Here is a 24,541-nt window from a genome sequence, read left to right on the forward strand (position 1 = left end):
CCCTTATCCGAGCCTGTTTCCGAGGCTTGTCAGCCTGCCGAAACGCTTCCAGTTGCTTTCGCCCACGTCCCTTCTGGTGACTGAGCGCTGTGCCGAGATTTTTTCGCTCAATAGCTGCTTAATAGCCGCCGCGATGAGCGCCACGGAGGGATCCTTTCCCTCTTTGCGCTGAAGGTCTTCCATGTCGAACTTGGTGTCTATGAAGCTTGTGTCATAGTTGCCCGCAAGGAAGGTTTCGTTCTTCAGAACCCTCTGGTGGAAAGGGATGGATGTTTTTATGCCGCATACCTTGTACTCGGTAAGAATCCTTTTCATGGCGATTATGGCGCTCTCTCTGGTTTTGCCCACAGAGCAGACCTTCGCTATCATCGGGTCATAGTACAGGGGAACCTCATAGCCAGCAAAAGCGCCGCTCTCAACCCTGACATTGGGACCGCCCGGAGTTTCGTACACGGTTATAAGTCCCGGTGAGGGAGCAAAGTTGTTGCTGGGGTCCTCTGCGTAAATCCTGCACTCGATGGCGTGTCCGGTTCTCACGATCTCTTCCTGTTTGTAGGTGAGGGGTTTGCCTTCCGCGACCTTGATCATCTCGGTTACTATGTCTACACCGGTTATGAGTTCGGAAATCGGGTGCTCAACCTGAAGCCTTGTGTTCATCTCAAGGAAGTAGAAATCCTGATTCTCTCCCACGATAAACTCTAAGGTTCCGGCGCTGTAGTAACCTATCGCTTTAACAGCTTTCACCGCGACATCATACATCTTAGCCCTTGTTTCATCATTGATAAAGGGTGAGGGAGCCTCCTCAATAACCTTCTGGTGGCGGCGCTGGATGGAGCATTCACGCTCAAAGAGGTGAAGCGCGTTGCCGTGCTTGTCGCCAAGAATCTGTATCTCCACATGGTGGGGACCTATGATGAATTTTTCGATGTACATGTCTCCGTTGCCGAAAGCGTTTTCCGCCTCAGAGGAAGCCATGCGGAATGAGGATTCAAAATCCTCTTCTCCCTGAACAAGCCTCATGCCCTTTCCGCCGCCGCCGTGGACGGCTTTCAGCATGATCGGGTAACCTACTTCCCTTGCGGTTTTTTTCGCTTCCTCAATGTCACGGATTGCGTTCTTTGTTCCGGGAACAACAGGTACGCCCGCCTCAACCATTGCGTTTCTGGCGCCGGTTTTGGAGCCCATGAGCTTGATATGCTCCGCGGAGGGACCGATAAACACAACGCCCTCTTCCTCAAGACGCTGTACAAACGTCGGGTTTTCGGAGTAGAAGCCGTATCCCGGATGGATAGCGGCCCCTGCTTTCTTAGCGATTTCTATTATTTTGTCAGCTTTCAGGTAGCTTGTGTCGTTATCCGCTTCGGAGATGCAGTAAGCCTCGTCAGCGTATCTGACATGGGGAGCCGTTCTGTCCGCATGGGTGTAGATGGCAACGGTTTTGATGCCCAGCCTGCGGCAGGTTCTGAAAACCCTTATAGCTATTTCGCCTCTGTTGGCGACAAGTATTTTTTTAATATCAGGCATTTTGTCCTCCTCTTAAAGCGGCAGGTTGTCGTGCTTCTTGGGCGGGTTGGACTGCCTTTTGTTCGCAAGAAGCTCAAAAGCCTGAATTATTTTCGGTCTGGTTAATTCGGGCAGGATTATTTCGTCTATGAAGCCCAATTCAGCAGCTCTGTAAGGATTGGCGAAGGTTTCCCTGTATTCGTCAACCTTCTGCTTCTGAAGAGCCGCGGGATCACTCGCGCTTGTGATCTCTTTTTTATAAAGGATCTGCGCCGCGCCGTCCGGTCCCATAACAGCTATCTCCGCCGTGGGGAAGGCGTAGTTAATGTCGCCTCTCACATGCTTGGAGCTGAGAACATCATAGGCTCCGCCGTATGCCTTTCTGGTAATCACCGTGACCTTGGGCACTGTGGATTCGCAGTAAGCATAGAGAAGCTTCGCGCCGTGGCGGATTATGCCGCCGTATTCCTGCGCAACGCCGGGCATAAAGCCGGGAACATCCACAAGGGTAAGGAGCGGAATGTTAAACGCATCGCAGAAGCGGACAAATCTGGCTGCTTTAACCGATGAGTCAATATCAAGAGCACCCGCCATAATTGCCGGCTGGTTGGCTACTATGCCCACAGTTCTGCCGTTGAGACGGCAGAAGCCTATGATGATGTTTTTCGCGAAATGCTCCTGTATCTCAAAGAAGTTACCGTCATCAACTATTTTATGTATAAGATCGTGCATGTCGTAGGGTTTGTTGGCATCAACCGGAATTATGTCATGAATAGACATTTCAGGTCTGTTGGGGTCGTCTTTAGTGGGAACTATGGGCGCTTCCTCCATGTTGTTGGAGGGGATGAAGCTGAAGAGTTCTCTGATTCTGAGAAGGCAGTCCTCATCGTTTTCCGTGGCGAAGTGGGCAACACCGCTTTTGGAGTTGTGGGTCATAGCCCCGCCAAGCTGCTCCTTGGTCACATCCTCGCTGGTCACTGTTTTAACAACCTCGGGACCGGTGATGAACATGTAGCTGGTATCCTTAACCATGAAGGTGAAGTCCGTAAGCGCGGGTGAATACACAGCACCGCCCGCGCAGGGTCCCATGATAGCGCTTATCTGGGGAACAACGCCTGAGGAGAGAGTGTTTCTGAGGAAAATGTCGGCATAGCCCGCAAGAGACATAACGCCTTCGTGAATCCTCGCGCCGCCGGAATCGTTAAGACCTATGACAGGGCAGCCGAGCTCAATTGCCTTGTCCATAATTTTGCAGATTTTTTTGGCGAACATTTCGGAAAGAGAACCGCCGAGAACAGTAAAATCCTGAGAGAAAACAAAGACAGTTCTTCCGTTGATTTTTCCGTAGCCTGTAACAACACCGTCGCCGAAGACTTTGCTCTTTTCCATGCCGAAGTTGGTGCATCTGTGAACCACGAACTTATCAAGCTCAACGAAAGTTCCTTTATCAAGGAGTTTGTCGATTCTTTCGCGGGCGCTGAGCTTACCCTGCTCGTGCTGTTTCTTGATCCTGTCCAGACCGCCTCCCAGTTCTGCAATACTGTTAAGCTCCTGGAACTTTTTGATTTTCTCTTTCATGAAAGTCCCCCATTTTTTTCTTATATGGCTCAAATATAAAAACATAATTTATAATCCGTGTCAACTGTCAATATAAGTTTTCATAATATAATCAAACACTTTTTGTTTGTTTATTTATCAGTTGTTTATAGAACACAAATATTCATAACGATATTATGAACCAGGATCAGTTAAACTGTTATTATGGTTTTTAACACATGAAAGCAGCGAGATTTTCCATAATCAGAAATGATTTGAGAGTTTCACAGAATAGCACGAGAGTTATTGTTTATCAGGTTTTTAGAGCTTGAAAACTGTTTTAGAATATACTTTGAAAAAGGGTTCCTAAAGACCTGAGAGCGGGTTTAAGATCCCATTCCTGCTTTGTTCTTTCACCGCAGTAGTTTGAAATGCTTCTGACCTGCATTGTCCTGACATTGAAACGAGCAGCCGAGAGTCCGACGGATGCGCCCTCCATATTCTCAACAGAGGCACCGGTCTTATTATAATAAAGATTTGCGAGGTTATCACACGAACTGAGGAGGGATACAGTATTAGACACTGCCTCATTGAGAGAGGGTATTTTTTCAAATATAGTGAAATTATTTTCGCATACAGGGAAACCCTCTTCCCCTAAAAGCCTTATATCAGACCCGAAAAAGAGCGCTTCATCCACAAACCAGTCTTTAACCACACTGACAATATCACCGGTTTTAAGCCCGCTTTGCCTGTAAGCACCGCATATTCCTGCGAGAAGCGCCTGCTCAGGACGGATTTCGGAAAAAATAAGCGCAGATGAAAAAGCGGCGTTGGTTTTCGTGACTCCGGTAATGAATACCCGCATACCCTTCCACTCGCCGTTGAGAATGCCGTATTTCCATTCGTTGAGAGTGATTTTGCCCAGCGAGCCGTACAGTTCGTTCACAGTGGGAAACAGGAGTATCATTTAAAATTCCTCATAAAAGTCGGGGTACTTATCCAGCATACCCCGAGAATGCAGAAATTTCTCCGCTTCATCAACTCTTGCCAGAAGTTTTTCCTTATCCCTCGGCAGAACACCCTCAAGAGGAACAAAGTTTGAAACGTGATTTGAACGGAAAATCATGCTGCCTTCATTTATCCCCGTCAGGAATCTTCTGATCTCATCCGTAAGATCTCCGACACGCGGTTTTTCGATGCTGTCGAAATAGTCCCGCCTGCGTCTGAGGAAAAGCGTAAGAAGAGACACATACTTAGGCTTTGCAGCGTTGAGCCATGCAGTTGTGTCCTCCATGTGTGCACAGCTGAGCTTCCGCCCGCCGCCGCCCAGAATAACCATGACCGAAAAATCGATCCCCTGCTCTTTAACCAGTTGAACCTTCGGAAGAAGTTTGTCCGCCTTCATCCCTTTGTTCATCAATTCGAGCACCTCATTATTTCCGCTTTCAAGCCCGAAATACAGCAGCCTCAATCCCTTTTCCCTGAGAAGCTTCCAGTCACCGGCGCTCTTCTTCATAAGCGCCTGAGGACCGGCGTAGCTGCTTATTCTTCGTATTGCGGGAAACTTTGCTGTCAGAGCGTCCAGAATCACAGCCAGTTCAGCGGTCGGGTAAATAACGCCGTCACCGTCCGCAAGGAAAACCCTGTGGACATGCTTTGCGTAAGGCTCGGGGATGCCGTTTATTTCGACGAGAACATCGTCCAACGGTTTAATACGGAATGGTTTATCGATGTACATGCCGCAGAAAGCGCATTTATTGTATGAGCAACCTTCTGTTATCTGAAATATAAGCGAATCCGCCTCGCTGGGCGGTCTGTAAAGCGGCTCGGTATGATGCGGCATGCCCATTAAAACAGCCTCTTGAGAACCTCTTCTGTTGCACCGGAGCGGTTCAGAGTATAAAAATGAACACCCCTGACGCCGTTTTTCCATAGATCCGCACACTGCTCCACAGCATAATCCACGCCGAGAGAGAACATGTCCTCTTCGCTCCTGCCTTCCATGGCGCTGATGATCGAGACGGGAACCTCAACGCCGCACATCTGGGTGAAGCGGATGACCTGAGATATATTCGTGATAGGCATCACACCTGCTATAATCGGAATGGTAATGCCCGCCTTTTCGCACTTTTCAATGAACCTGTAGAAGTAGTCATTCACAAAAAACAACTGCGTAATGGCAAAATCCGCACCAAGTTCCTGTTTAAGCTTAAGGTGTTCCAGTTCTTTGTCTATATTTTTTGTCTGCACGTGCCCTTCGGGGTAACAAGCGACGCCAACGCTGTAATCTCCGCTCTTTTTCAGAAAATTCACCAGATCAGATGCGTATTCAAACTCCTTACTTATCTCATCCGTGTTCATTTCCAGCGGGACATCCCCCCTGAGAGCGAGAATATTCTTTACGCCAATAGAATCAAGCTCCGAGGTTACAGACTTGATCACCTCGCAGGTCGCCGCAACGCACGTAAGGTGCATCATTACCTCAAGACCGTAATCCACACGGGTTCTGCGTATCCATTCCACAGTTTTTTCAGTGGTGCTGCCGCCCGCACCGTAGGTAACGGAGACAAAGTCGGGGCTGTATTTTTTTAACTGAGAAATTGTATCAAAAAGGACGGATTCCGCTTCCTCTTTTTTAGGGGGAAAAAATTCAAAAGATATTGTGCGTTTTGAATTTATTATATCAATAATTTTCATGTGGACATCTCCGGATGTTTAATGAAAAATAACCGCAGAATGCGTTGACTGCAAGAAATATTTATGAAATAGTCATTACAGATGAAGCTTATCTCAATATATAAAAAAATCCTGCTGGCGTTTATCATTTATGTTCTTCTTTTAAATACATGCACATTCCTGAGCACATTTAATCCGAAAGCACTCTTAAATCCTTTTCATATAAAGATAAGAACGGTCAGCGTATACTACCTAGTACGTCATGTCGTGCTTGTTTCCGGCGTGGCGTTCAGGGAAACGCCGAAAGAAATCATCAACAAGAAAGCAGAGCTCTATTCCGAAAAATACGGTATTGATCCGGACCTTGTTAAAATAGTGATCGATGTGGAATCCGAATACAATAAATTTGCCATATCCAGAACAGGCGCCATGGGACTTATGCAGCTTATGCCCATCACCTTCGGCGATATGGGCGGGCAGGATCCTTTCGACATAGACACAAACCTTGAGGCGGGGATAAAATATCTCTCAATTCAGCTTAAAAGGTTCAATAATACTGAACTGGCTCTCTCCGCTTACAACGCGGGACCTTACACTGTCTCCTCCAGAGGGAACCGTGTGCCTGATTTCGGGGAGACACAGCGGTATGTCAAAAAAATCATGTACCGCTACAGTCAGGTCGCAGGGCAGGACTAAACCAGCTTTTTCACCACGTAATCCGCATCCGCCTCGAAGGGGGTGGACTTCATATTCGGCTTGCTCAGAGCGTACGCCGCCATCACAGGCTTTTCATCCATAGTCAGAACGCTGCTCAGAGGTTCCGCTCCAAGTCTTTCCAGCCAAAGGTTTATATCAAATCTGTGTTTCTCAAACAGAGAAGGAATAACATTGAACTTCTGTACCCCTTTCTCTCTGAGCATTTCCATAAAGCATGGAAGAAGCATGGCGTTTGCAGTGCCGTGGTGAATTTTCTTGTTGTTTGTAAGGTAATAGCCGAGACTGTGCAGGAGTGTGGTACCCGTATGCAGAATAACCGTGCCCGCAAGGGATGAGGCGTACATGAAATTAACAAGGGCGCGTTCGTCTTTGAGGTCTTCCACGGCGGAAAGTGTGGCGAGAATAAGCTCCATGGATGTCATGGCGCACATATCGCTGAAAGGGTTCGCCCTGAGCGATATTAGCCCCTCCATTGAGTGGGTAAAAGCGTCGAATACTGTCGCAAGCAGTGTGCGCTCATTCAGTGTTTTCAGCAGCCCGGGATCAAGCACCGCCCACTTGGGGAACATGCAGGGCTTGCTGAAATTTATTTTATCTGTCTTTTCTGCGTCCGTAATGATCGAATAAGCGTTCATTTCGCTTCCGGTACCGCATGTGGTGGGCACTGCGAGAACCGGCAAAGGCTTATTGGGCATATCCTTTTTCGCCAGAAGCTCATAGAAGCTGTCGTTGTTTGTCGCAAACACGGCTATTGATTTCGCAGCATCCAGCGGACTCCCTCCGCCCACGGCTATCACAGCCTCACACCTTGCGCTGCGCATGAAAGCTCCGCCGCGGATGATTGTGTTTATGGACGGGTTTTCCTCAACTTCCGAGAAGAAATGGAGCGACCTGTCCGCAAGCTCAGCTTCCAGAAACGCCTTCATGCCTGTAGCTTCAAGAGATGTGCGACCGGAGACTATGCCTATTGTTTTGTAGGGCGCCATCAGTTCTTTGATTTTTTCTATGCTGTCGAAGCCGAAAAACGCCTCAACGGGGCTGTGGAACGAGAATATATAGCTCATAGCTTACATACCGCTGAATCTGCCGTTTTCAAAAACAAGCCTTCCGTCCAGATAAGCTTTGCCGTCTTCCATGGCTTTTATCATGTCCCAGTGGATGCCGGATTTATTTTTGCCGCCCGCTTCGGGGTAAGAGGCGCCCACTGCCATATGGATTGTACGTCCGATTTTTTCATCAAACAGAATATTTTTCGTAGGTTTGGTAATGGATTCGTTAAGCCCGAAGGCTATTTCGCCTATGAAGCGTGAGCCTTCGTCTGTCTCAAGCACGGACTGGAGAAAGTCATCGCCCTTTTCAGCGTGGGCTTCCATGATTCTGCCTTTCTCAATTTTAAGAGTTATTCCGCCCGCTTCCACGCCCATGTAAGATGTGGGCACATCGAAGTATATAGTTCCGTTAACTCCGTCCTCCACAGGGCTTGTAAAGACCTCTCCGTCAGGCATATTGTGGTGTCCGTTGCAATTGATCCACTTGCGCCCGTCCACGTTGAAGGTTATGTCGGTCTTATTGCCGACAATGCGGAGCTCCTTTGTTCCGTTCAGGAGACCCGTAATTTTCTGCTGGTATTCGTCAACCGCTCTCCATGCGGCAACAGGATCATCCTCATGAAGCCTGCACGCGCGGAACACAAACTCAGTGTATTCATCAAGCGACATTTCCGCATCCTGCGCCATTGCGGCTGTGGGATAGGGGCAGAGCGACCAGCGGAACTCCCCCTTCTGCTCCCTGTCCATGAGGACTTCACGCACCTTTGCGTATGACTTGGCGTATGTCGCTATCTTGGATTTATCAGCCCCTGTGAGCTGCTTGGTGTTGTCTGTGGCATCTATGTATACCGAAGCTGTTACATTGTGAGTATCCGCCCATACGCTGTGCGGGATAAACTCAAGCTGATCCTTCCCCGCATGCTTGTAAAACACCGACTGCTGACCGGAGAACGCCAGACGCAGAACCGGATAAGCGCCAATCTCAAGGGTTTTGGCATAGATCTCTTTTATAAGCGGCTCACTGACTGTTTCCGCACGGATCAGGAGAATATCTCCCTTTCTCAAGGCAAGGCTGTATTCGCATATAAGTTTGGCTAATTTCTTTTCAAGACTCATTTTGTGCTCCCCGTTGTTTTTACTTCTGACATAACATAATCCATTTTGTTAAATAAAAAAAGGGCAGCCTGAAAAGACCAGCTCAATAAAAAAAGCGCCGCACCCTGAAAAGGTACGGCGCTTCTGATATTATTCTGTTTTTTTACTCTTTGTCGGTTTTAGACTTTTCTCCTTCTGATAAAGAGAACAAGCGCAGCAGTGAGGAATATGAGACTGATCACAGGATCCCCCGAACCCGCTGAGCATCCGCCGTGACCGCCGCCGCCTCCGCTGTTTCCGCCGCCGTTATCCGGCAGGGTTTCCTTACTGACTATGCCGAAGCTCGTAAGGTGGTCAACCCAGAATGTGGCTGTGCCTGTTATGTAGTCAATTTCAATTATATTATCCAGCGGAACAGCCGTTAAGTTTCCAGCCACGAAATCTTCATAGGATTCCGCACTGAAAATTTTGTACTCTCCGCTTTCAATATCACCGGGTTTAACGATAGCTGTGTTAAACGGAACAGTAATCTCAATGCGCTCAAGGATGTTGTCCTCGCCATTGGTTTCAAACTTAAGGTCTTCGCATCCGTATACATAGAGAGACACATCATACAGACTCGCGTACGAACCCTGAAGAGTATCCTCACCGCTGTACAGCTGCTGAACCTCAAGATTTGCGGTGAGCGAGTCGGTGTTGCCGCAAACGCTTTCAGTGTCAGCCATGATTTTATCAACATTCAGACCCGCAGGCGGGATGATGACAAGGATTTTTTCATCCGCAGTCACTCCGTCACCGTCTTCGGCGTCACCCACGTTGTTTGAAACCTGACTTCCGCCCTCAATATTAATCTCTTCATTGAGATAAACAGGGGTCACATCGTTATCCTCTGCCTTGTTGTTCACAAGGTAGGTGTATGTATAGAGCACTCTGCCTCTGTCGGAAACGTTGAGAACAATGTTTCTGCTTCCGCCGTACTGATAGTCATACTCTGTTCCGAGCATGGATTCAGTATCGATAAGTGTTCCGTTGTCCGACTTCACTATGAGTGTCAGACCGTTGAAGCTTCTGCCCGAAAAGGTTATTACAGTCACGTTGTCGGCTGATGCGGCTGATGCTCTGATGTCCGTATTGATTTTCGGTGTCATAGCCACGCTGACTTCTGTATCAGTTGCGCCTATGCTTTTGGTTCCCGTCAAATATCCGGCTGATTCGCATGTGATGAATGAGAAATCAGAGCCGGATTCAAGCCAGAAGACATTCTCCGCCGTACCGCCCGCACCTGCTGTTAGGGTAACTGAGGCATGTTTCTTTTGCACTCCGCCGGTTTTGACCCAGAGAATAACATTCGCTGAATCTCCCTGAAGCAGACCGCTCACTCTAGCCGTTATGCTTTTCGTTGTCGCCTGCATGGTGACACTCTGTCCGTAGCCGGTGAGAGCAGTGCCGGACATTTTGGTGAACACATAGCCTGTTTTTGTGAAGGTCAGGGTATGCGCAGTATCGAATCTGGAAGGTATCTCCAGAGAGAACCTGCCGTCCGATCCTGATGTGGCGGTGTAGCTTACTCCGTCATACTTCACTTCGTGCTCGGCGAATACACTCACGCCGGAAAGCGGGTTCTGAGAAGAATCGCGCAGCGTCCCTGCGTATATGACAGAGGGAACCATGAGTATGGAGCCTGTCTGCGCGCTCTCCTCATCGCTTTCGGCAAGTATGCTGAAGTTGAGGAATTCCTCTGCGTCAGCAGGCATAACTGTTCCGTATGCAGTGTTGCCGCCTGACGCCGCAGAAGCGAAAGTGCCGGAGGTTACAGTGGCGATTTCGCCCGACGCGTCTTCCGCTCCGTTTTCGTCAAGCACTGTAAACACCGCGGCAGAGCTTATTTCACCGCCCTTAAGGATTACTTTTTTAGTGGAGTCTTTTTCATATATCTGCTGTTCCTGCACGAAGATATTCATCGGTACATGCAGGGTGAATACGGAGACCTCTCCGGTGAGAGAATCCGTAACAGTCACTGTGTAATTGCCTGCGAAGGCTCCTTCCGCGGTTATTTTAAGGTCAAAGGAAGAGCCGCTGCGCACTACTTCATAAGCAGCAGTTCCCCCTTCCTTGGTGACGATCACTGAAGGAGTGACAGCAGCGGGAATATTGAAGCTGAGAGCCTTGCCCGTTTTGAGCTGAACGGTAGTATAATTCAGCACTGTTCCCTGACTTGTTACGGTGAAAGGGTAGTCCTTCCTGCCATCGCCATTTGCGTCGTCATCAAGATAGTCGAGCCTGCCGTCACCGTCTGAATCTCCAGTTCCTTCCAGATAATCGGGAATGCCGTCGCCGTCTGAGTCCCTCGTCTTATCTGAGGACAGACTAACGGTAACGGAGATCGTTGCCTCATCAGTGAGAGCGCCGTCCGAAACCCTTATCTTGAAGCTGTCAGCGCCTATGTATCCGCTTGCGGGAGTATATGTAAACGAACCTGTTGAAGCGTTAACGGAAGCCGTGCCGTGACCCGCCTGAGCGGATATGGTGTAAGAGAGGCTGTCGCCGTCCACATCCTCAGCGTCCGCAGTGTCTGTAACCGGAGTGTTCTCCTCGGTGCTCACTGAGGCATCCTCAGCCACAGGGGCTTCATTCACGTTGGTGACTGTGACAGTTATATCCTGCTCGTCGTTATCTGTGCCTACAAGCACTGCGGCTTTCACACGCACAATATAAGTGTTGTTATGGTCTGAGTCTGACGGCTCCTCATAATCCGGAGCACTGTTGAAAACAAGCGCTCCGCTTGAGGAGTTAATACTGAAGGCTGAAGAATCCGCGCCGCCTGTTATAGAGTAGACTATGCTGCCGCCGAGAGGATCATCGGCAGTTACGGTCATGACCTCAGTCTGTTTTTCGGGTACGGACGCAGTAGCTGAGCTCGTTATTTCAAATACAGGCTCAAACACATCCGTAACAGTGACTGCTATGTTCTGAGTAACCTCATGCACGCCGTCAGAAGCCTTTACGGTAACAAGGTAAATGTTATTGCTGTCTGCATCCGCAGGCGTTTCATAATCAGGCGCTGAAGTAAATGCGAGCGCACCGTTAGCCGAGTTCAGCGAAAATTTCGCAGCATCGGCGCCGCCTGTTTTAGTAAAAATCAGTGTATTGCCGTCTGCGTCGTCAGCAGTGACCGTCATTACCGATGTCTGATTTTCAGGAGTGCTCAAAGCTGCGAGGCTTGTAAACACAGGAGTATTATCATTAAGATTGTTTATGCTCACAGTAATGCTCATGGGCACGCTGTGCGGACCGTCATCCACTGTGACCGTGAGTTCGTAAACATTGTCGGCGTTGGAGTCGAGGGGATTCTCATAGTCCTGAGCCGATGCGAAAGCAAGAACGCCGGTGAATGTGTTCAGCGTGAATTTGCCCGAATCAGCTCCGGCGCTGAGGGAGTATGAAAGCGTGCTGCCGTCCGCGTCTGTCGCTGCGATAGTTCCAACCGCTGTCAGTCCTTCGTCAACAGAGAATGTTCCTGAACTTGAAAATACCGGAGCATTGTCGTTCTCATTGGTTACTGTGACCGCAAAAGAAGAGTTCGCTGTGAAAGTTCCGTCGGATACTGTGACTGTAACATTGTAGATGTTGTCAGCGCCTGCATCCGTCGGATTTTCATAATCCGGCGCCGCTATGAACGAAAGGATGCCCGTTGCCGCCCCTATGCTGAATTTAGCGGCATCCGCACCGCCTGTTATGCTGAATGCGAGCGTATCGCCGTCAGCGTCAGTTGCTGAGGTTGTCCCCACAGATGTCTGGTTTTCAGGAACGCTGAAGGTTGCTCCCCCTGTGAAAGCGGGGGCGTTCTCGTTTATTTCATCCGTGACCGTGACTGATATAATCTGCACGGCAGGGTTTGTCCCGTCTGTGGCGGTAACCTGTACTACATATATATTGTTGGTATCACTGTCTGAAGGGTGTTCATAATCAGGAGCATTTACAAAAATGAGCTCTCCCGTTGTGCTGTTTATACTGAATTTAGCAGCATCCGCACCGCCGGTTATGCTGAATGTCACCGAAGCGCTGTCAGGGTCTGTCGCTGTTACGGTCACTGCCTCAGTAGTATTTTCCGAAGCAGACACAGAAGCGGAGCTTGTAAATGTCGGTGCTGTATCATCAAGATCCTGAACCGTTACAGTTATGCTTTGTGAGTCAAAGTTTGTTCCGTTTGAAGCTCTTACAATGACTTCATATATATTGTCCGTGCCGGAGTCGGCGGGGGTTTCATAGTCCGGAGCGGAGTTAAAGGTCAATACGCCTGTTGAAGAGTTGATGGAGAAAAATGCGCTGTCAGCTCCCCCGTCCAGTGTGTAAGTATATGTTTCGCCGGTAACCGCAGTTACCGTCACTGTGGTCACCGCGGTTGTGTTTTCATTGACATTGACAGACGCGAGCGAACCGCCGCCGTTGCTGGTGATGGTTACGGTATCAGCAACGGAATTGATCGTGACATTGACAGTTATTTCATCCGTCCCGCCGCTGGTGTTGGTTATTTTAACCTTGAAAGTATCACTGCCGAAGTAGTTCGCAGTGGGTGTATATGTCACAGATTTTGATGTCCCGGTTCCGCTCACTGATGCCGTGCCGTGTAAAGCGGCGGAGGAGATGCTCCATGTTATCGTCTCGCTGTTCGGGTCAGTGGCGTTAAGCGTGAGACTGAACGCTGTGGGGCTTCCGTCCTCGCTCATGGTTACGCTTGCTGAATCACCTTCGGTAATTGAGGGCGTGGGGGTCTAAGCAACACCGTAAACATACGTGCTTGCGTCATCATAGTTGACATAGATAAAGCCGCTTACAGGTCCGGGAAAAAACTCCCCCCAACTGTCGGGGCTCTCTCCGGTACGTACAGGTCCTTCAAGGCTTGTTGCGTTATTATCAAGCAGTTCTGAGGTTACATATGAATCCACGTCAACATCGGCAAGAACAAAACCTCCGTCTTTCAGGCTTACGGGCTGTTTAATGGAAGTGTTGCCGACCACGCGCAGGATAGTTTCACCGGAAACTGTACCTGTGCCGCTGATAAATGCCCGCCGCTCATCCCTTGAGTTATAATCTGCTCCGGGTTCCCCCATAAACATTGTTACAAATGTATTATTTGAGAGCCCCTGAACATAAATCTGTGCAGACCCGCCTTTATCAACGGAAGAAATTTTATAATGGTTGTACCCGCCAACGGTAGTCTGGGTTCCGTCGTTATTGTATATTACACCGTAGTAATTATCCACACCGTTGCAGTGATAGCCGAACATGAATTTGCTGTCGATCACTCCGAGGGAGTGGGAGTACATTGATGAGCATGTACCGTCCCTTGTGCCGGTGTTGGATATGGAGGTGGCGCTTTTCGCAACGTCACCGTCAGCTTCAAATATCTTCATATGATATTCATCACCAGCGCTCTGCCAATAAAACAGTATATTTCCGTTGGAAAGCTCCGCTGAACCTCCGTAACAGTTGTAACTTGATGCGCTTTCGGAAATGTTGGTTACACCCTTTACAAGTCCTCCGTCTTCATCAAGGATTATCATTTGATAATCGCTTCCGCAGCCGTTATCTGTACCGTCCCATGAAACTATTATGTTTCCATTGGAAAGTGTCTGAATGTATGAGCCCATGTAGTTTGAAGCTCTGGCGCCCATAAGCGGGCTGACGTCATATGTCCACGCCGCACTGCCGTCCAGATTGAAAGCTTTGACATAAAGCCCGCTTAAGTTCCATGAATCGTCCAGAGAGCCAACAGAGTAAACAACCTTGCCGCCCGCGGTAACGCCGAATTTGTAATGATATGCTGTTCCGGAACCGTCAAACTCGGAGAAATCGGGAATAATCTTGGCTGCGTTCGCAACGCCGAGATACGCCGCGTGAGCACTAACTGAAAATGAAAAAATTACGAGAAACAGAAATAGTCTAATAATACTCTTATACATATGCAACCATCCGGAAATAATTATGATTCTAATCTGTCAAAATTAATAATAACATATTTTGTCACATATAGTGTCAAATCAAAGTATTTTTTTATGCGAACGTCTAAAATAAAAAGGGGGAGCTTTGAAAAGGCTCCCCCGGCTGATAGCAGAAGAAAAAAAAGCTGAGACTGCCGCGTCGCTTTGCTCCTCGCAGTGACGTAACCTGCTGTCATTGCGAGCGTGCGAAGCACGGCGCGCCGACATCATGTCGGCGTGGAATACGCCTAACCTCTTTTCAAATTATAAAAAGAGCCGAGTCCTTTATAAACTCCCTGATCCGTCTTTATGGCTCAAAACCTGCATCCTGCGGTTTTTCGCACACGCTCGCGGGCGGATAAACCGCCCTTCGCTTCGCACGGCGCGCCGACATCATGTCGGCGTGGAATACGCCTAACCTCTTTTCAAATTATAAAAAGAGCCGAGTCCTTTATAAACTCCCTGATCCGTCTTTATGGCTCAAAACCTGCATCCTGCGGTTTTTCGCACACGCTCGCGGGCGGATAAACCGCCCTTCGCTTCGCACGGCGCGCCGACATCATGTCGGCGTGGAATACGCCTAACCTCTTTTCAAATTATAAAAAGAGCCGAGTCCTTTATAAACTCCCTGATCAACGAGTTCTTCCTCGATGCGGAGGAGCTGGTTGTATTTGCAGATGCGGTCGGTTCTGGAGGCGGAGCCGGTTTTGATCTGACCGGCATTCGTGGCGACAGCCAGATCGGCTATTGTTGTATCCTCCGTTTCGCCGGAACGGTGAGAGATAATGTTTGTATAGCCCGCTGTTTTGGCTGTTTCAATCGTATGGAGGGTTTCTGTCAGAGTGCCTATCTGGTTCAGTTTAACAAGAACAGAGTTGGCGACGCCCCTTTTGATGCCTTCCTGAAGACGCTTAACGTTTGTGACAAACAGATCATCTCCCACAAGCTGGATTTTGCTTCCCAGAGCGTCCGTGAGTTTTTTCCAGCCGTCCCAGTCGTTTTCGTAAAGACCGTCTTCGATGGAGATTATAGGGTATTTGCCGCAGAGGTATGAGTAGTATTCAACCATGTCATCCGCTGATTTCTCAGGATTTTTCTCCGCAGCCATGAAGTATTTGCCGTTTTTGTAGAATTCGCTTGCCGCAGCGTCCAGAGCAAGGCATATGTCCTCACCGGGCTTGTAGCCTGCGCTTTCTATGGCACGGAGGATCACTTCAATTGCTTCCTCGTTTGACTTAAGGTCGGGCGCGAAGCCGCCTTCGTCACCGACGGCGGTATTGTATTTTTTCTCATGGAGAACCTTTTTGAGAGCGTGGAAGGTTTCAGTGCCCATCCTGAGAGCGTCACGGAAGGTTTCAGCGCCCACAGGCATGATCATGAACTCCTGAATATCCACGTTGTTGTCGGCGTGCTGCCCGCCGTTGATGATGTTCATCATAGGCGTGGGAAGAGTGTGTGCGAACGCTCCGCCTATATATTTATAGAGGGGGAGTGAAGAGGCATCCGCAGCGGCCTTCGCGCACGCAAGCGAGACACCGAGTATAGCGTTTGCGCCGAGTTTGGATTTATTGTCTGTTCCGTCAAGGTCTATGAGAATTTCGTCAATGAGCTTCTGCTCAAGAACGTCTATGCCCTCAAGCTCGTCTGAAATAATTTCGTTAACATTCTGAACGGCTTTCAGAACACCCTTGCCGAGGTATCTGCTTTTGTCGCCGTCTCTGAGTTCCACAGCCTCATGCTCGCCTGTGGAAGCGCCTGAGGGAACGGCAGCTCTGCCTAAAAATCCGCCGCTCGTAACCACCTCTACCTCGACCGTGGGATTGCCTCTGGAGTCAAGGATTTCCCGTGCATAAACCTCAATAATATCTGTCATTTCATACTCCCTGATTTATATTTTTTTCTTAACTGTTATTAGGTGCCGTAAGTATATATTGAAAAATTGCGAAAATACAATATGATTTGTTTTCCCGTGCTCACTGACGGCGGGCTGTCCGTGCGTGTCAATGAGGCATCCGCGCGGGCTTATTAAACAAGGCAGGTACTATGTACGATATACCAAGTCTGCTGTTTGCGGACAGACAGGGCAATATATATGACCACCCCAGCCTTAAGATGGCTGTGAGAAGCGAAAATTATAACTTTGTTCCTTACGAGACAGAGCTTATTGAGCTCCCCGAAACCTCAAGACTGTATTTCATGCCGAACACCCACCCCATAGCCTATAATCAGGACACGGCAAACATGGAAACCTTCACGGGCGGAACGGCTGTGAGCGCATTTCTCGCCCCCGGGTTCCTGCGCCTGTTTCTTCCGGCGTATAAAAAGCTTAATACGGAGATTCTGCCGCTTTACGCATATACGGCAGTGGGCTGGATGAACGGCAAATTCGTTGTTCCGGCTATCAAAATAGACGATGATTCCAAATGGAATCCCAATCTTTACGACTACACGGACGCCTTCAAGCCGAAGGTTCAGGCTTACCTCAGCAAATACCCCGAAAACAGGCTCTACAGGCAGCTTGCCAAATGCGCGCTGGAATACCACTGCACGGCGGCGAAAAACGTTTTCATGGGCAGATGGGAATGCCCCATCCCCACCGCTCCCTCGTGCAACAGCAGGTGTCTCGGCTGCATATCCAAACAGCCTGCCGAATGCTGCCCCTCACCTCAGTCCCGAATAAATTTCGTTCCTTCTCCCAAGGAAATAATAGAAGTAGCGCTGAACCACTATGAAACCGCTGAGGAGCCGATAATCAGCTTCGGTCAGGGCTGCGAAGGAGACCCGATAACAGAGGCTGAAACCATTGCCAAGGCTGTTTCCGTCATTAAGAAGAAGGCGCCGAATATGACAATTAACTTTAACTCCAACTGCTCCAGCCCGGAAAAGCTCAAGCTCCTTCTGGACGCCGGAGTGGACAGCATAAGAGTCAGTATGAACTCCGCCAACCACACAACATACGAAATGTACTATTCACCGGTGGATTACGATTTCGGAGATGTTCTGAAAAGCATAGAGCTGGCAAATAAATATAAAGCCTACGTTTCCCTGAATCTTCTCACCATCCCCGGCGTGAATGACCGTGAGGGTGAGCTGAACACGCTCCTTGATTTCCTCGGAGCCTACAACATTGATCTCATTCAGCTTCGCAACCTCAATATTGATCCCGATTTTCTCTTCTCAAAAATGAAGTTTAAAACAGAGGAAATCCTCGGACTTAAAAACATGTTAAAATTAATCAAGCGTAAAAATAAGAATGTCAGGTTCGGTTACTTCAACCGCACGAAGGAAAACTTTTTCAAGGACTTCGGCTACCCTGACCTTAAAAGGAGATAAACCATGAAGAAGCTTCTCGTACTTGCATTCGTCATCTGCTTTTCCGCTACGGCGTTCGCAGACGACATAAAACTCCGCTCCGGCATGACTCAGAGCGATTTCAAAACCTTCGCGAAAGAGCTCGGCTCGGTCATATCCTTTGACCCCAACAGCCCCGCTGACCCGCTTGGCATACTCGGCTTTGACATAGCCGCCGAAGCGTCATTCAATATAATCGACACCGGAATATGGGATCACGCGGCAGAGGACGGCGATTCGCAGGAAGCTCTCGTTATGTACAGAGTTCACGCTCAGAAGGGGCTCCCCGGCAAGATTGACATAGGCGCCATGATAGGTCAGTCCGCCAACTCCGACCTCACTGTAGCAGGCGTTTCAATAAAATACGCCATACTGGAAGGCACAATGGCAACCCCCGCCATCTCACTCAGAGCGGCATATTCGCAGACAATAGGTCACGATGAAATAGACGCCTACAACGCCAACCTCGGTCTTTTCATCAGCAAAGGCATACTCATCGTCAAACCTTACGCGGGCATAGTCGGCTCCATGAACTATCTCAAGGAAAGCTCTGACGCGGTTGATCTCGACGCTGAAACGGCTTACACGGCAAAAGGCATAGTGGGTGTTCAGGTTACTCCGTTCCCTTTCCTTAAGTTCAACGCTGAGGCGGGAATAGGTGAAATTAACCAGTTGAGCCTTAAGGCGGGCATTCGCTTCTGATGAATAAAAAACGCTTCGATTATATAGTTCTCGGCAGCGGCGTAGCAGGTTTGCGCGCCGCTATTGAGCTTGCCGGTCACGGTGATGTGGCTCTCATAACCAAATGTGTTCTGGGTGAAAGCAGTTCCGAATATGCTCAGGGCGGCGTCGCCGTTGCCCTCAGCGAAGAGGACGACATAGTTCTTCACTATGAAGACACCCTGAAGGCAGGCGACGGGCTCTGCGTTAAGGAGGCTGTCAAAACCCTTGTCGCCGAGGGACCGGAATACATCACCCAGCTTATTTCATGGGGAGCGAAATTCGATACCAAGGAGGGAGCCCTCTCCTTCACCCGTGAGGCGGCGCACAGCGTAAACCGAATAATACACGCCCACGGCGACGCCACAGGACACGAAATAGTCCGTACACTGAAAGAATATTCCCTTAAATTCATTAATATTTACAGGCTTGACTACACCTACGCCATAGATTTCATAAAAGAAGACGGCAGGGTCACGGGAGTTCTGGCGCTGGATGAAAAAAGCGGCGAGTTCACGTCATTCTTCTCCAAAGCGGTTATTGTCGCCACGGGGGGAGCGGGAAGGCTTTTCACCCGCACTACAAACCCTGATGTTTCAACCGGAGACGGCGCCGCTATGGCTTTCAGAGCCGGAGCGGAGCTGGAGGACATGGAGTTTTTCCAGTTTCACCCCACGGCACTCCACTTTCCCGGCGCTCCGGCGTTCCTCCTCAGCGAGTCTATGAGAGGCGAAGGAGCTGTTCTGCGCAACAACGCGGGGGAAAGATTCTGCTTCAGCTATCACGAAGACGGCGAGCTTGCTCCCAGAGACGTTGTAAGCCGTTCAATATTCTTTGAAATGAATAAAACAAAAACGAATCATGTTTACCTTGACGTGACTCATCTTGATAAAGAGCACATCCTCCTCAGATTTCCGAAGATATACAATACATGCCTAGGCTACGGCATTGACATAACGCAGGATTATATCCCCGTCAGCCCCGCAGCGCACTACTACATGGGCGGAATAAAGACCGACCTTGACGGGCGCGCGAGCCTCAAAGGTCTGTACGCCTGCGGCGAAGCGGCATGCACGGGAGTTCACGGAGCAAACAGGCTTGCCAGCAACTCGCTCCTTGAGGGTGTTGTTTTCGGCGGAAGAAGCGCGAAAGCGGCGATTAAGGATTCAGAAAATACGGACATAAGCGATACGGAAGTTCAGACCGCTGAAAAGTTCGCCGAAGCGGATTACGCCGAATCACTGAAATCCATTCAGGAAATTATGTGGAAGTATGTAAGCGTTTCCAGAAATGAAACGGGGCTCAAAGCCGCAGTCAGTGAGCTTTCCGCTTTTCTGAAAAGATTTGAAGACAGAACACCCTCAGACAGGAAAACGGCAGAGCTTAAGAACCTCGCCCAGTCGGGGCTTCTGATGGCTCATGCCGCACTCGCCAGAGAAGGCAGCCGCGGCGGACACTACAGAGACGACAAGCCGGAGAAAATAACAGAAGATTACCATATATATTTCAGCAATGCCGAATTTAATCCTCATTTCAGGTGATAAGAAGCCGATCTCCACGGGGGACGGCTCCATATCATTCTACAATCTCACTTATAAGCAGGCTTACCACGCCAAAAGCATAGGCACCTTCACCGAAAGCCTGCACAAGTTCGTAATCCCTTCGGAAATTGTGGAAAAGCTGAAAAAAGGGCATGTCCGCCTGCTGGACATCTGTCTGGGAATCGGCGCAAATCTCGCCGTGACTTTCCATGAAATAGAGAAACTCGGAATCCCAAAAGAGCACAGACTCCAGATAGTAAGCCTTGAGAAGGACCACAGCCTTGTGCAGCTTATACAGAGAACATCTACCCTCAGTCCGCCTGACGGCTACAGAATCCTCCGCAGACTGCTTTATGAAGGCACATGCGGGCGATACGGACTTGATGTCATGTACGGTGACGCGGTAAACAGTCTGGACAGGCTACAGGCTCCGTTTGACGCAGTATACTTCGATCCTTTCAGTAAAAGAAAAAACGCCGAAATGTGGACGGAAAGCGTGTTCAGAAATTTACACAGAATATTGAAAGACGATGGAAAAGTTGTAACTTATTCGTGCGCCAGAGGGGTAAGAGAGGATATGAAGAAGGCGGGGTTCGCCGTCTCTGACATTCCCCGCCTTCCTGATGGCTTTCAGTCAGGAACTGTAGCTATGAAAAACTAGTCTGCACACTAGTCTGCATGTTGTGCTTTGTAGTAAACAGCAGTCCAGAAACCTGCGATAGCCGAAACACAAAGAATACCTAAGAGTATTGCCATTTCTTTCCTCCATACGCAGAACGTATTTCCTTTGTCAGCCGAAGCCGGAAAACTGCGTTCAACTTATTTGTTTGATCTGAAATAATAATAGATCCTCTGATGAATAAAACAACTCCATTTTTTGTCTCTAATTAATAGATCGTAGAACAAAACGCGTTTTACTGTTCTAATACACTATTAATCATCAGTTTATTTATTAATATGTTTCCTTTGCGCGCAAAACAAATAACTTCTTTTTAAAAAGAAACACCTTGAATTATATATTAAAAGCAATTTTCACAGACACTGTGCTCAAAAGCTTTTCTGAATGATTTTGTTCATTATGAATTACAGTGCGTTTCGCTGATGAAACAAGACAGACTGTTTTTATAAATAAAAAAAATTGGTGTTGCGCAGCAGAGAACTCTGATCTACTTTTATTAATTACACTTTGGCAGGTGCCGGTTGGAGCTGATGTTAATTCTGACGGCGGGATCACTTGTATTGGCATTTATCATAAATGCCTTCGGCAGGTTTGAGAAACGCACACTTTTCATGTCGCTCCTTGTGGCTTTTGCGGCAGGTTCCGCGGCCTATCACCCTGCGGCGTGGATGAACACCCTCTTTCTCGATACTCTGGGAATAGAAATGAACGCCGTGAACCTGCCCAGACCTTCAACGGCTGCCTACTCCGCCTTTGTCGGCATAAATGAGGAGTTCCTCAAGTGTCTCATTACATACCTGATAATAAAAGACTCAAATAATTACCAAACCCCGCTGCAGGGCTATGTATACGCCGCTTCGGCGGGGCTCGGCTTTGCCGTGCTGGAAAACATATACTACCTCGGCGGGCTGAACATACAGATGCTGCTGATGCGGCTTTTTATATCCACCCCGCTGCACATAGTCCTTGCGCTGATATGGGCTGCCGGAATAAATTCTGCAAAATTCCGCGGATGCGGTTTTCTCAAATGTACCGCAGCGTATGTGTTCGTTTCCGCAGCCCTGCACGGAACATACAACTATCAGGCGATATACGCCCGCACAATGGGTGAAAGCGCTGTGAAGACACTGACCGTCCTCGCCGTCACAACGGTTACTGCGTTCTTCTTCATAAGGCATCATAAAAACAGATAAAGGCTATTATTACCCTTTTACTCAGTGATAGTTTATGATAATTTACTAAACAATATGTTTTGAGCGATTGTTAAGGCTGTGGATGTATGTGCGTGAACAACTCCGATGGACAGAAAAAAACTGAGAGCATTGATTTCGCCTCTCTCTCCGAGGAGGAGAGCTGTTTTCTGTTCAGGTCTGTTTTTGAGCAGAGCTCTGATGCCGTTATCATCACTGACCCCAAAAACAACATAACTTTCTTCAACCCCGCCGCCGTGCGCATGTTCGGAATGGACGCCGAGCAGCTCTCCAGACAGAATATCAACTCACTCGCCTTCGGACGCAGAATCATTCTGCCGGACGAGCTTAAAAAACTCTCGAAGGGTGAATATCCCGAAGGTCTCAGAGCGGAAAACCTCTTCATGACTAAAAACGGCTTCTTCTGGGGGCATACTGCAATATCCGTCATTACGGGAAACGGACGGGGAAAACAGCGTATTCTCTTTGTAATAAGAGATATAACCACTGAGAAGAACCTCCGTGAGGAGCTTTTCACCAGCAGAGAGCAGCTCCAGAACATGCTGGATTTTGTGAACAGCATGGTTGTGGTCACAAACGGCACTGAGATGCGCAACTGCAATAAAAACCTCCTGAACTTCTTCGGGTATGAATCCCTCCCCGATTTCAAAGAAAATAACGGCTGCGTATGCGACATGTTCGTTCCTATGAACGGCTATCTCACGGAGAGCAGACGCGGGCACTGGCTTAAAAAGGTTCTGCGCAACAAGGCATCCTCCGGAGATACAAAGGTTGCCATAAAGGATCCCAAAACAGGCTCTGTACGCTTCTTTTTAGTGGATATTCAGCCGTTTCCCGGGGAAAAATATTACTATATAGTCTCCTTCACTGACATCACCGAGCTTGAAAACCAGAAAAAGCTTTTGGAAGACACGAATATCTCCCTCGAAGAGAAAATAAACCGCCGCAGCAGAGAGCTTTTTGAAAGCTACCGCAAGCTGGCGGCAAATGAGGAGATGCTTTCCGTAATATTCAATATGGCGAGCATAGGCATAGCCATGGTAGACGACAAAGGGCGATACGTGCGGGTAAACGGGCGCTTCTGTGAGATGTACAGGCTGAAGGAATTCAACATAATAAACTCTGCGTTTGAAACCGTGCTCCACGAAACCCTGCGGGAGGATATGCGGAGACTGTTCATGAAATACCGTGACGGGCACTTAAAACGCATCGCCTCCGAGTGGAAAATAAGGCGTGTTGATGATACGGTTATGGACATGCTTATGACCACCAAGTGGGTAACCATGTACGACGGCAAGCGTTATCTTATCTCCACTCACCTTGATATAACCGATAAAAACAAGCTCCAGCAGAAGCAGAGAGAACAGGAGCGGATGCTTGTCCAGCAGTCCAAAATGGCAGCCATGGGCGAGATGATAGGCGCCATAGCCCACCAGTGGAAACAGCCGCTGAACGCCATAGCCCTCATAGCGCAGTGCTTTAAGGACGATTATGACTATAAGGAGCTCACCCTTGATGCGGTGAATGAGCACGTAAGCGGAATCCTCAAGCAGGTAAACTTCATGGCGGCGACCATTGATGATTTCAGAAACTTCTTCAAGCCCGCCAGAACGATGCAGGAATTCAAAATTTCATCCGCAGTGGCGGATATTGTCAATCTCATGCTGCCCCAGCTCAAGGTCAACTACATAGCTGTGTATGTGGACGACACAGGAACGGAGAAATGCGGCTCGGAAGTTTACGGTTATCCCAATGAATTCAAGCAGGTGATCCTGAACCTGATAGCAAACTCTAAAGACGCCATAGCGGAGAGACGAAGCCGTAAAACGCTTAAAAACTCGGAAGCAGGCATAATAAACATAAAAATAGAGTCAAACGAACAGCAGGTAAAAATCACCTTCGCAGACAACGGAGGAGGCATACCGGACGAAGCCATGAGCAGGCTTTTTGAGCCTTATTTCACCACCAAGGGCTCAGGTTCGGGCATAGGTCTTTATATGTGCAGAACAATTATTGAAGGGAAAATGAAGGGAAAAATCAGCGCTAGAAATACCGGCGACGGCGCGGCGTTCACCATTGTGCTGGAAAAATTTATTGAGGGGAGCAGCGAATGAAGAACCTGAAAGACATCAGGCTTCTTTTCGTGGAGGACGAGCTGCTGATGCAGAAGTCCATCGAAAAGATACTGGCAAAGCATGTTACTGAATTCAGGCTTGCGGTTAACGGGGAAGAGGGTCTGAAGATGCACGGAGAGATGAAGCCCGACATCATAGTCACAGATCTCGACATGCCTGTGATGAACGGAATCCAGATGATTTCGGCGATCAGAAAGACAGATACCGAAACGCCGATAATAATCATCACCGCATTTGAGGATCAGGCAGAAGTGGCTAAGGGAGCCGATTTCTCTCTTATTAAGCCTATCCTGAAGAAAAAGCTTTTTGAGCTTCTGGAACTCTGTGTGGAAAAGCTGAACTAAAAC

18 protein-coding genes are annotated in these 24,541 nt (G+C 48.7%); 8 read left to right on the forward strand and 10 right to left on the reverse strand.

Annotated elements, in window-relative coordinates; translation table 11 throughout:
* Nucleotides 1-3 precede the first annotated feature (3 nt).
* The 5 genes from accC to metF all read right to left on the reverse strand — a co-directional run bounded on the left by accC (nt 4) and on the right by metF (nt 5,736).
* Nucleotides 4-1,524, reverse strand: a complete 1,521-nt coding sequence (gene accC, locus EP073_RS09475; RefSeq protein ID WP_128466908.1) for an acetyl-CoA carboxylase biotin carboxylase subunit — start codon at nt 1,522-1,524, stop codon at nt 4-6.
* A gap of 12 nt (nt 1,525-1,536) precedes the next feature.
* Nucleotides 1,537-3,081 (reverse strand): acyl-CoA carboxylase subunit beta, encoded by a 1,545-nt coding sequence (locus tag EP073_RS09480; RefSeq protein ID WP_128466909.1) that lies wholly within the window; start codon nt 3,079-3,081, stop codon nt 1,537-1,539.
* 298 nt (nt 3,082-3,379) lie between these two features.
* Nucleotides 3,380-4,006: a phosphorylase family protein gene (locus EP073_RS09485; RefSeq protein ID WP_128466910.1), complete on the reverse strand. Its 627-nt coding sequence runs from the start codon at nt 4,004-4,006 to the stop codon at nt 3,380-3,382.
* On the reverse strand, nt 4,007-4,888 hold the full coding sequence (locus EP073_RS09490; protein WP_241653990.1) for a radical SAM protein: 882 nt from the start codon (nt 4,886-4,888) through the stop codon (nt 4,007-4,009).
* On the reverse strand, nt 4,888-5,736 hold the full coding sequence (metF, locus tag EP073_RS09495; protein WP_128466911.1) for a methylenetetrahydrofolate reductase [NAD(P)H]: 849 nt from the start codon (nt 5,734-5,736) through the stop codon (nt 4,888-4,890). Before metF ends, EP073_RS09490 begins: the two co-directional genes overlap by 1 nt.
* 81 nt (nt 5,737-5,817) lie before the next feature.
* Between metF and EP073_RS09500 the strand changes: the two genes are divergently transcribed.
* Nucleotides 5,818-6,411: a lytic transglycosylase domain-containing protein gene (locus EP073_RS09500; protein WP_128466912.1), complete on the forward strand. Its 594-nt coding sequence runs from the start codon at nt 5,818-5,820 to the stop codon at nt 6,409-6,411.
* On the opposite strand, the gene EP073_RS09505 is transcribed toward EP073_RS09500, so the two are convergent.
* From EP073_RS09505 to eno, 5 genes are all read right to left on the reverse strand, one after another.
* On the reverse strand, nt 6,408-7,496 hold the full coding sequence (locus tag EP073_RS09505; RefSeq protein WP_128466913.1) for an iron-containing alcohol dehydrogenase: 1,089 nt from the start codon (nt 7,494-7,496) through the stop codon (nt 6,408-6,410). The two genes, EP073_RS09500 and EP073_RS09505, sit on opposite strands and share 4 nt — an antisense overlap.
* 3 nt (nt 7,497-7,499) lie before the next feature.
* On the reverse strand, nt 7,500-8,597 hold the full coding sequence (locus tag EP073_RS09510; protein ID WP_128466914.1) for an aminopeptidase: 1,098 nt from the start codon (nt 8,595-8,597) through the stop codon (nt 7,500-7,502).
* Nucleotides 8,598-8,755: 158 nt separating this feature from the next.
* Nucleotides 8,756-13,333: a cadherin domain-containing protein gene (locus tag EP073_RS09515; RefSeq protein ID WP_283808391.1), complete on the reverse strand. Its 4,578-nt coding sequence runs from the start codon at nt 13,331-13,333 to the stop codon at nt 8,756-8,758.
* 15 nt (nt 13,334-13,348) lie between these two features.
* Nucleotides 13,349-14,539, reverse strand: coding sequence for a hypothetical protein (locus EP073_RS09520; protein ID WP_128466916.1), 1,191 nt, complete (start codon nt 14,537-14,539; stop codon nt 13,349-13,351).
* Between the two features lie 598 nt (nt 14,540-15,137).
* Complete coding sequence (eno, locus tag EP073_RS09525; RefSeq protein ID WP_128466917.1) at nt 15,138-16,430, reverse strand: phosphopyruvate hydratase; 1,293 nt, start codon at nt 16,428-16,430, stop codon at nt 15,138-15,140.
* Nucleotides 16,431-16,600: 170 nt separating this feature from the next.
* On the opposite strand from eno, the gene EP073_RS09530 reads away from it, so the two are divergent.
* From EP073_RS09530 to EP073_RS09560, 7 genes are all read left to right on the forward strand, one after another.
* Entirely contained in the window at nt 16,601-17,890 is a 1,290-nt protein-coding gene (locus tag EP073_RS09530; RefSeq protein ID WP_128466918.1) for a radical SAM family protein, read from the forward strand.
* A gap of 3 nt (nt 17,891-17,893) precedes the next feature.
* Entirely contained in the window at nt 17,894-18,610 is a 717-nt protein-coding gene (locus EP073_RS09535; RefSeq protein ID WP_128466919.1) for a hypothetical protein, read from the forward strand.
* Nucleotides 18,610-20,169, forward strand: coding sequence for an L-aspartate oxidase (gene nadB, locus EP073_RS09540; protein WP_128466920.1), 1,560 nt, complete (start codon nt 18,610-18,612; stop codon nt 20,167-20,169). The genes EP073_RS09535 and nadB overlap by 1 nt, the downstream gene beginning before the upstream one ends.
* Nucleotides 20,141-20,830: a tRNA (5-methylaminomethyl-2-thiouridine)(34)-methyltransferase MnmD gene (locus EP073_RS09545; RefSeq protein WP_128466921.1), complete on the forward strand. Its 690-nt coding sequence runs from the start codon at nt 20,141-20,143 to the stop codon at nt 20,828-20,830. The genes nadB and EP073_RS09545 overlap by 29 nt, the downstream gene beginning before the upstream one ends.
* A gap of 578 nt (nt 20,831-21,408) precedes the next feature.
* Nucleotides 21,409-22,041 (forward strand): PrsW family glutamic-type intramembrane protease, encoded by a 633-nt coding sequence (locus EP073_RS09550; protein ID WP_164885327.1) that lies wholly within the window; start codon nt 21,409-21,411, stop codon nt 22,039-22,041.
* A 92-nt stretch (nt 22,042-22,133) separates the two neighbouring features.
* Nucleotides 22,134-24,173, forward strand: coding sequence for a PAS domain S-box protein (locus EP073_RS09555; protein ID WP_164885328.1), 2,040 nt, complete (start codon nt 22,134-22,136; stop codon nt 24,171-24,173).
* Complete coding sequence (locus EP073_RS09560) at nt 24,170-24,538, forward strand: response regulator transcription factor (protein WP_128466924.1); 369 nt, start codon at nt 24,170-24,172, stop codon at nt 24,536-24,538. Before EP073_RS09555 ends, EP073_RS09560 begins: the two co-directional genes overlap by 4 nt.
* Nucleotides 24,539-24,541: the final 3 nt, after the last annotated feature.

Source organism: Geovibrio thiophilus (assembly GCF_004087915.1).
In the GTDB taxonomy this organism is placed as follows: domain Bacteria; phylum Chrysiogenota; class Deferribacteres; order Deferribacterales; family Geovibrionaceae; genus Geovibrio; species Geovibrio thiophilus.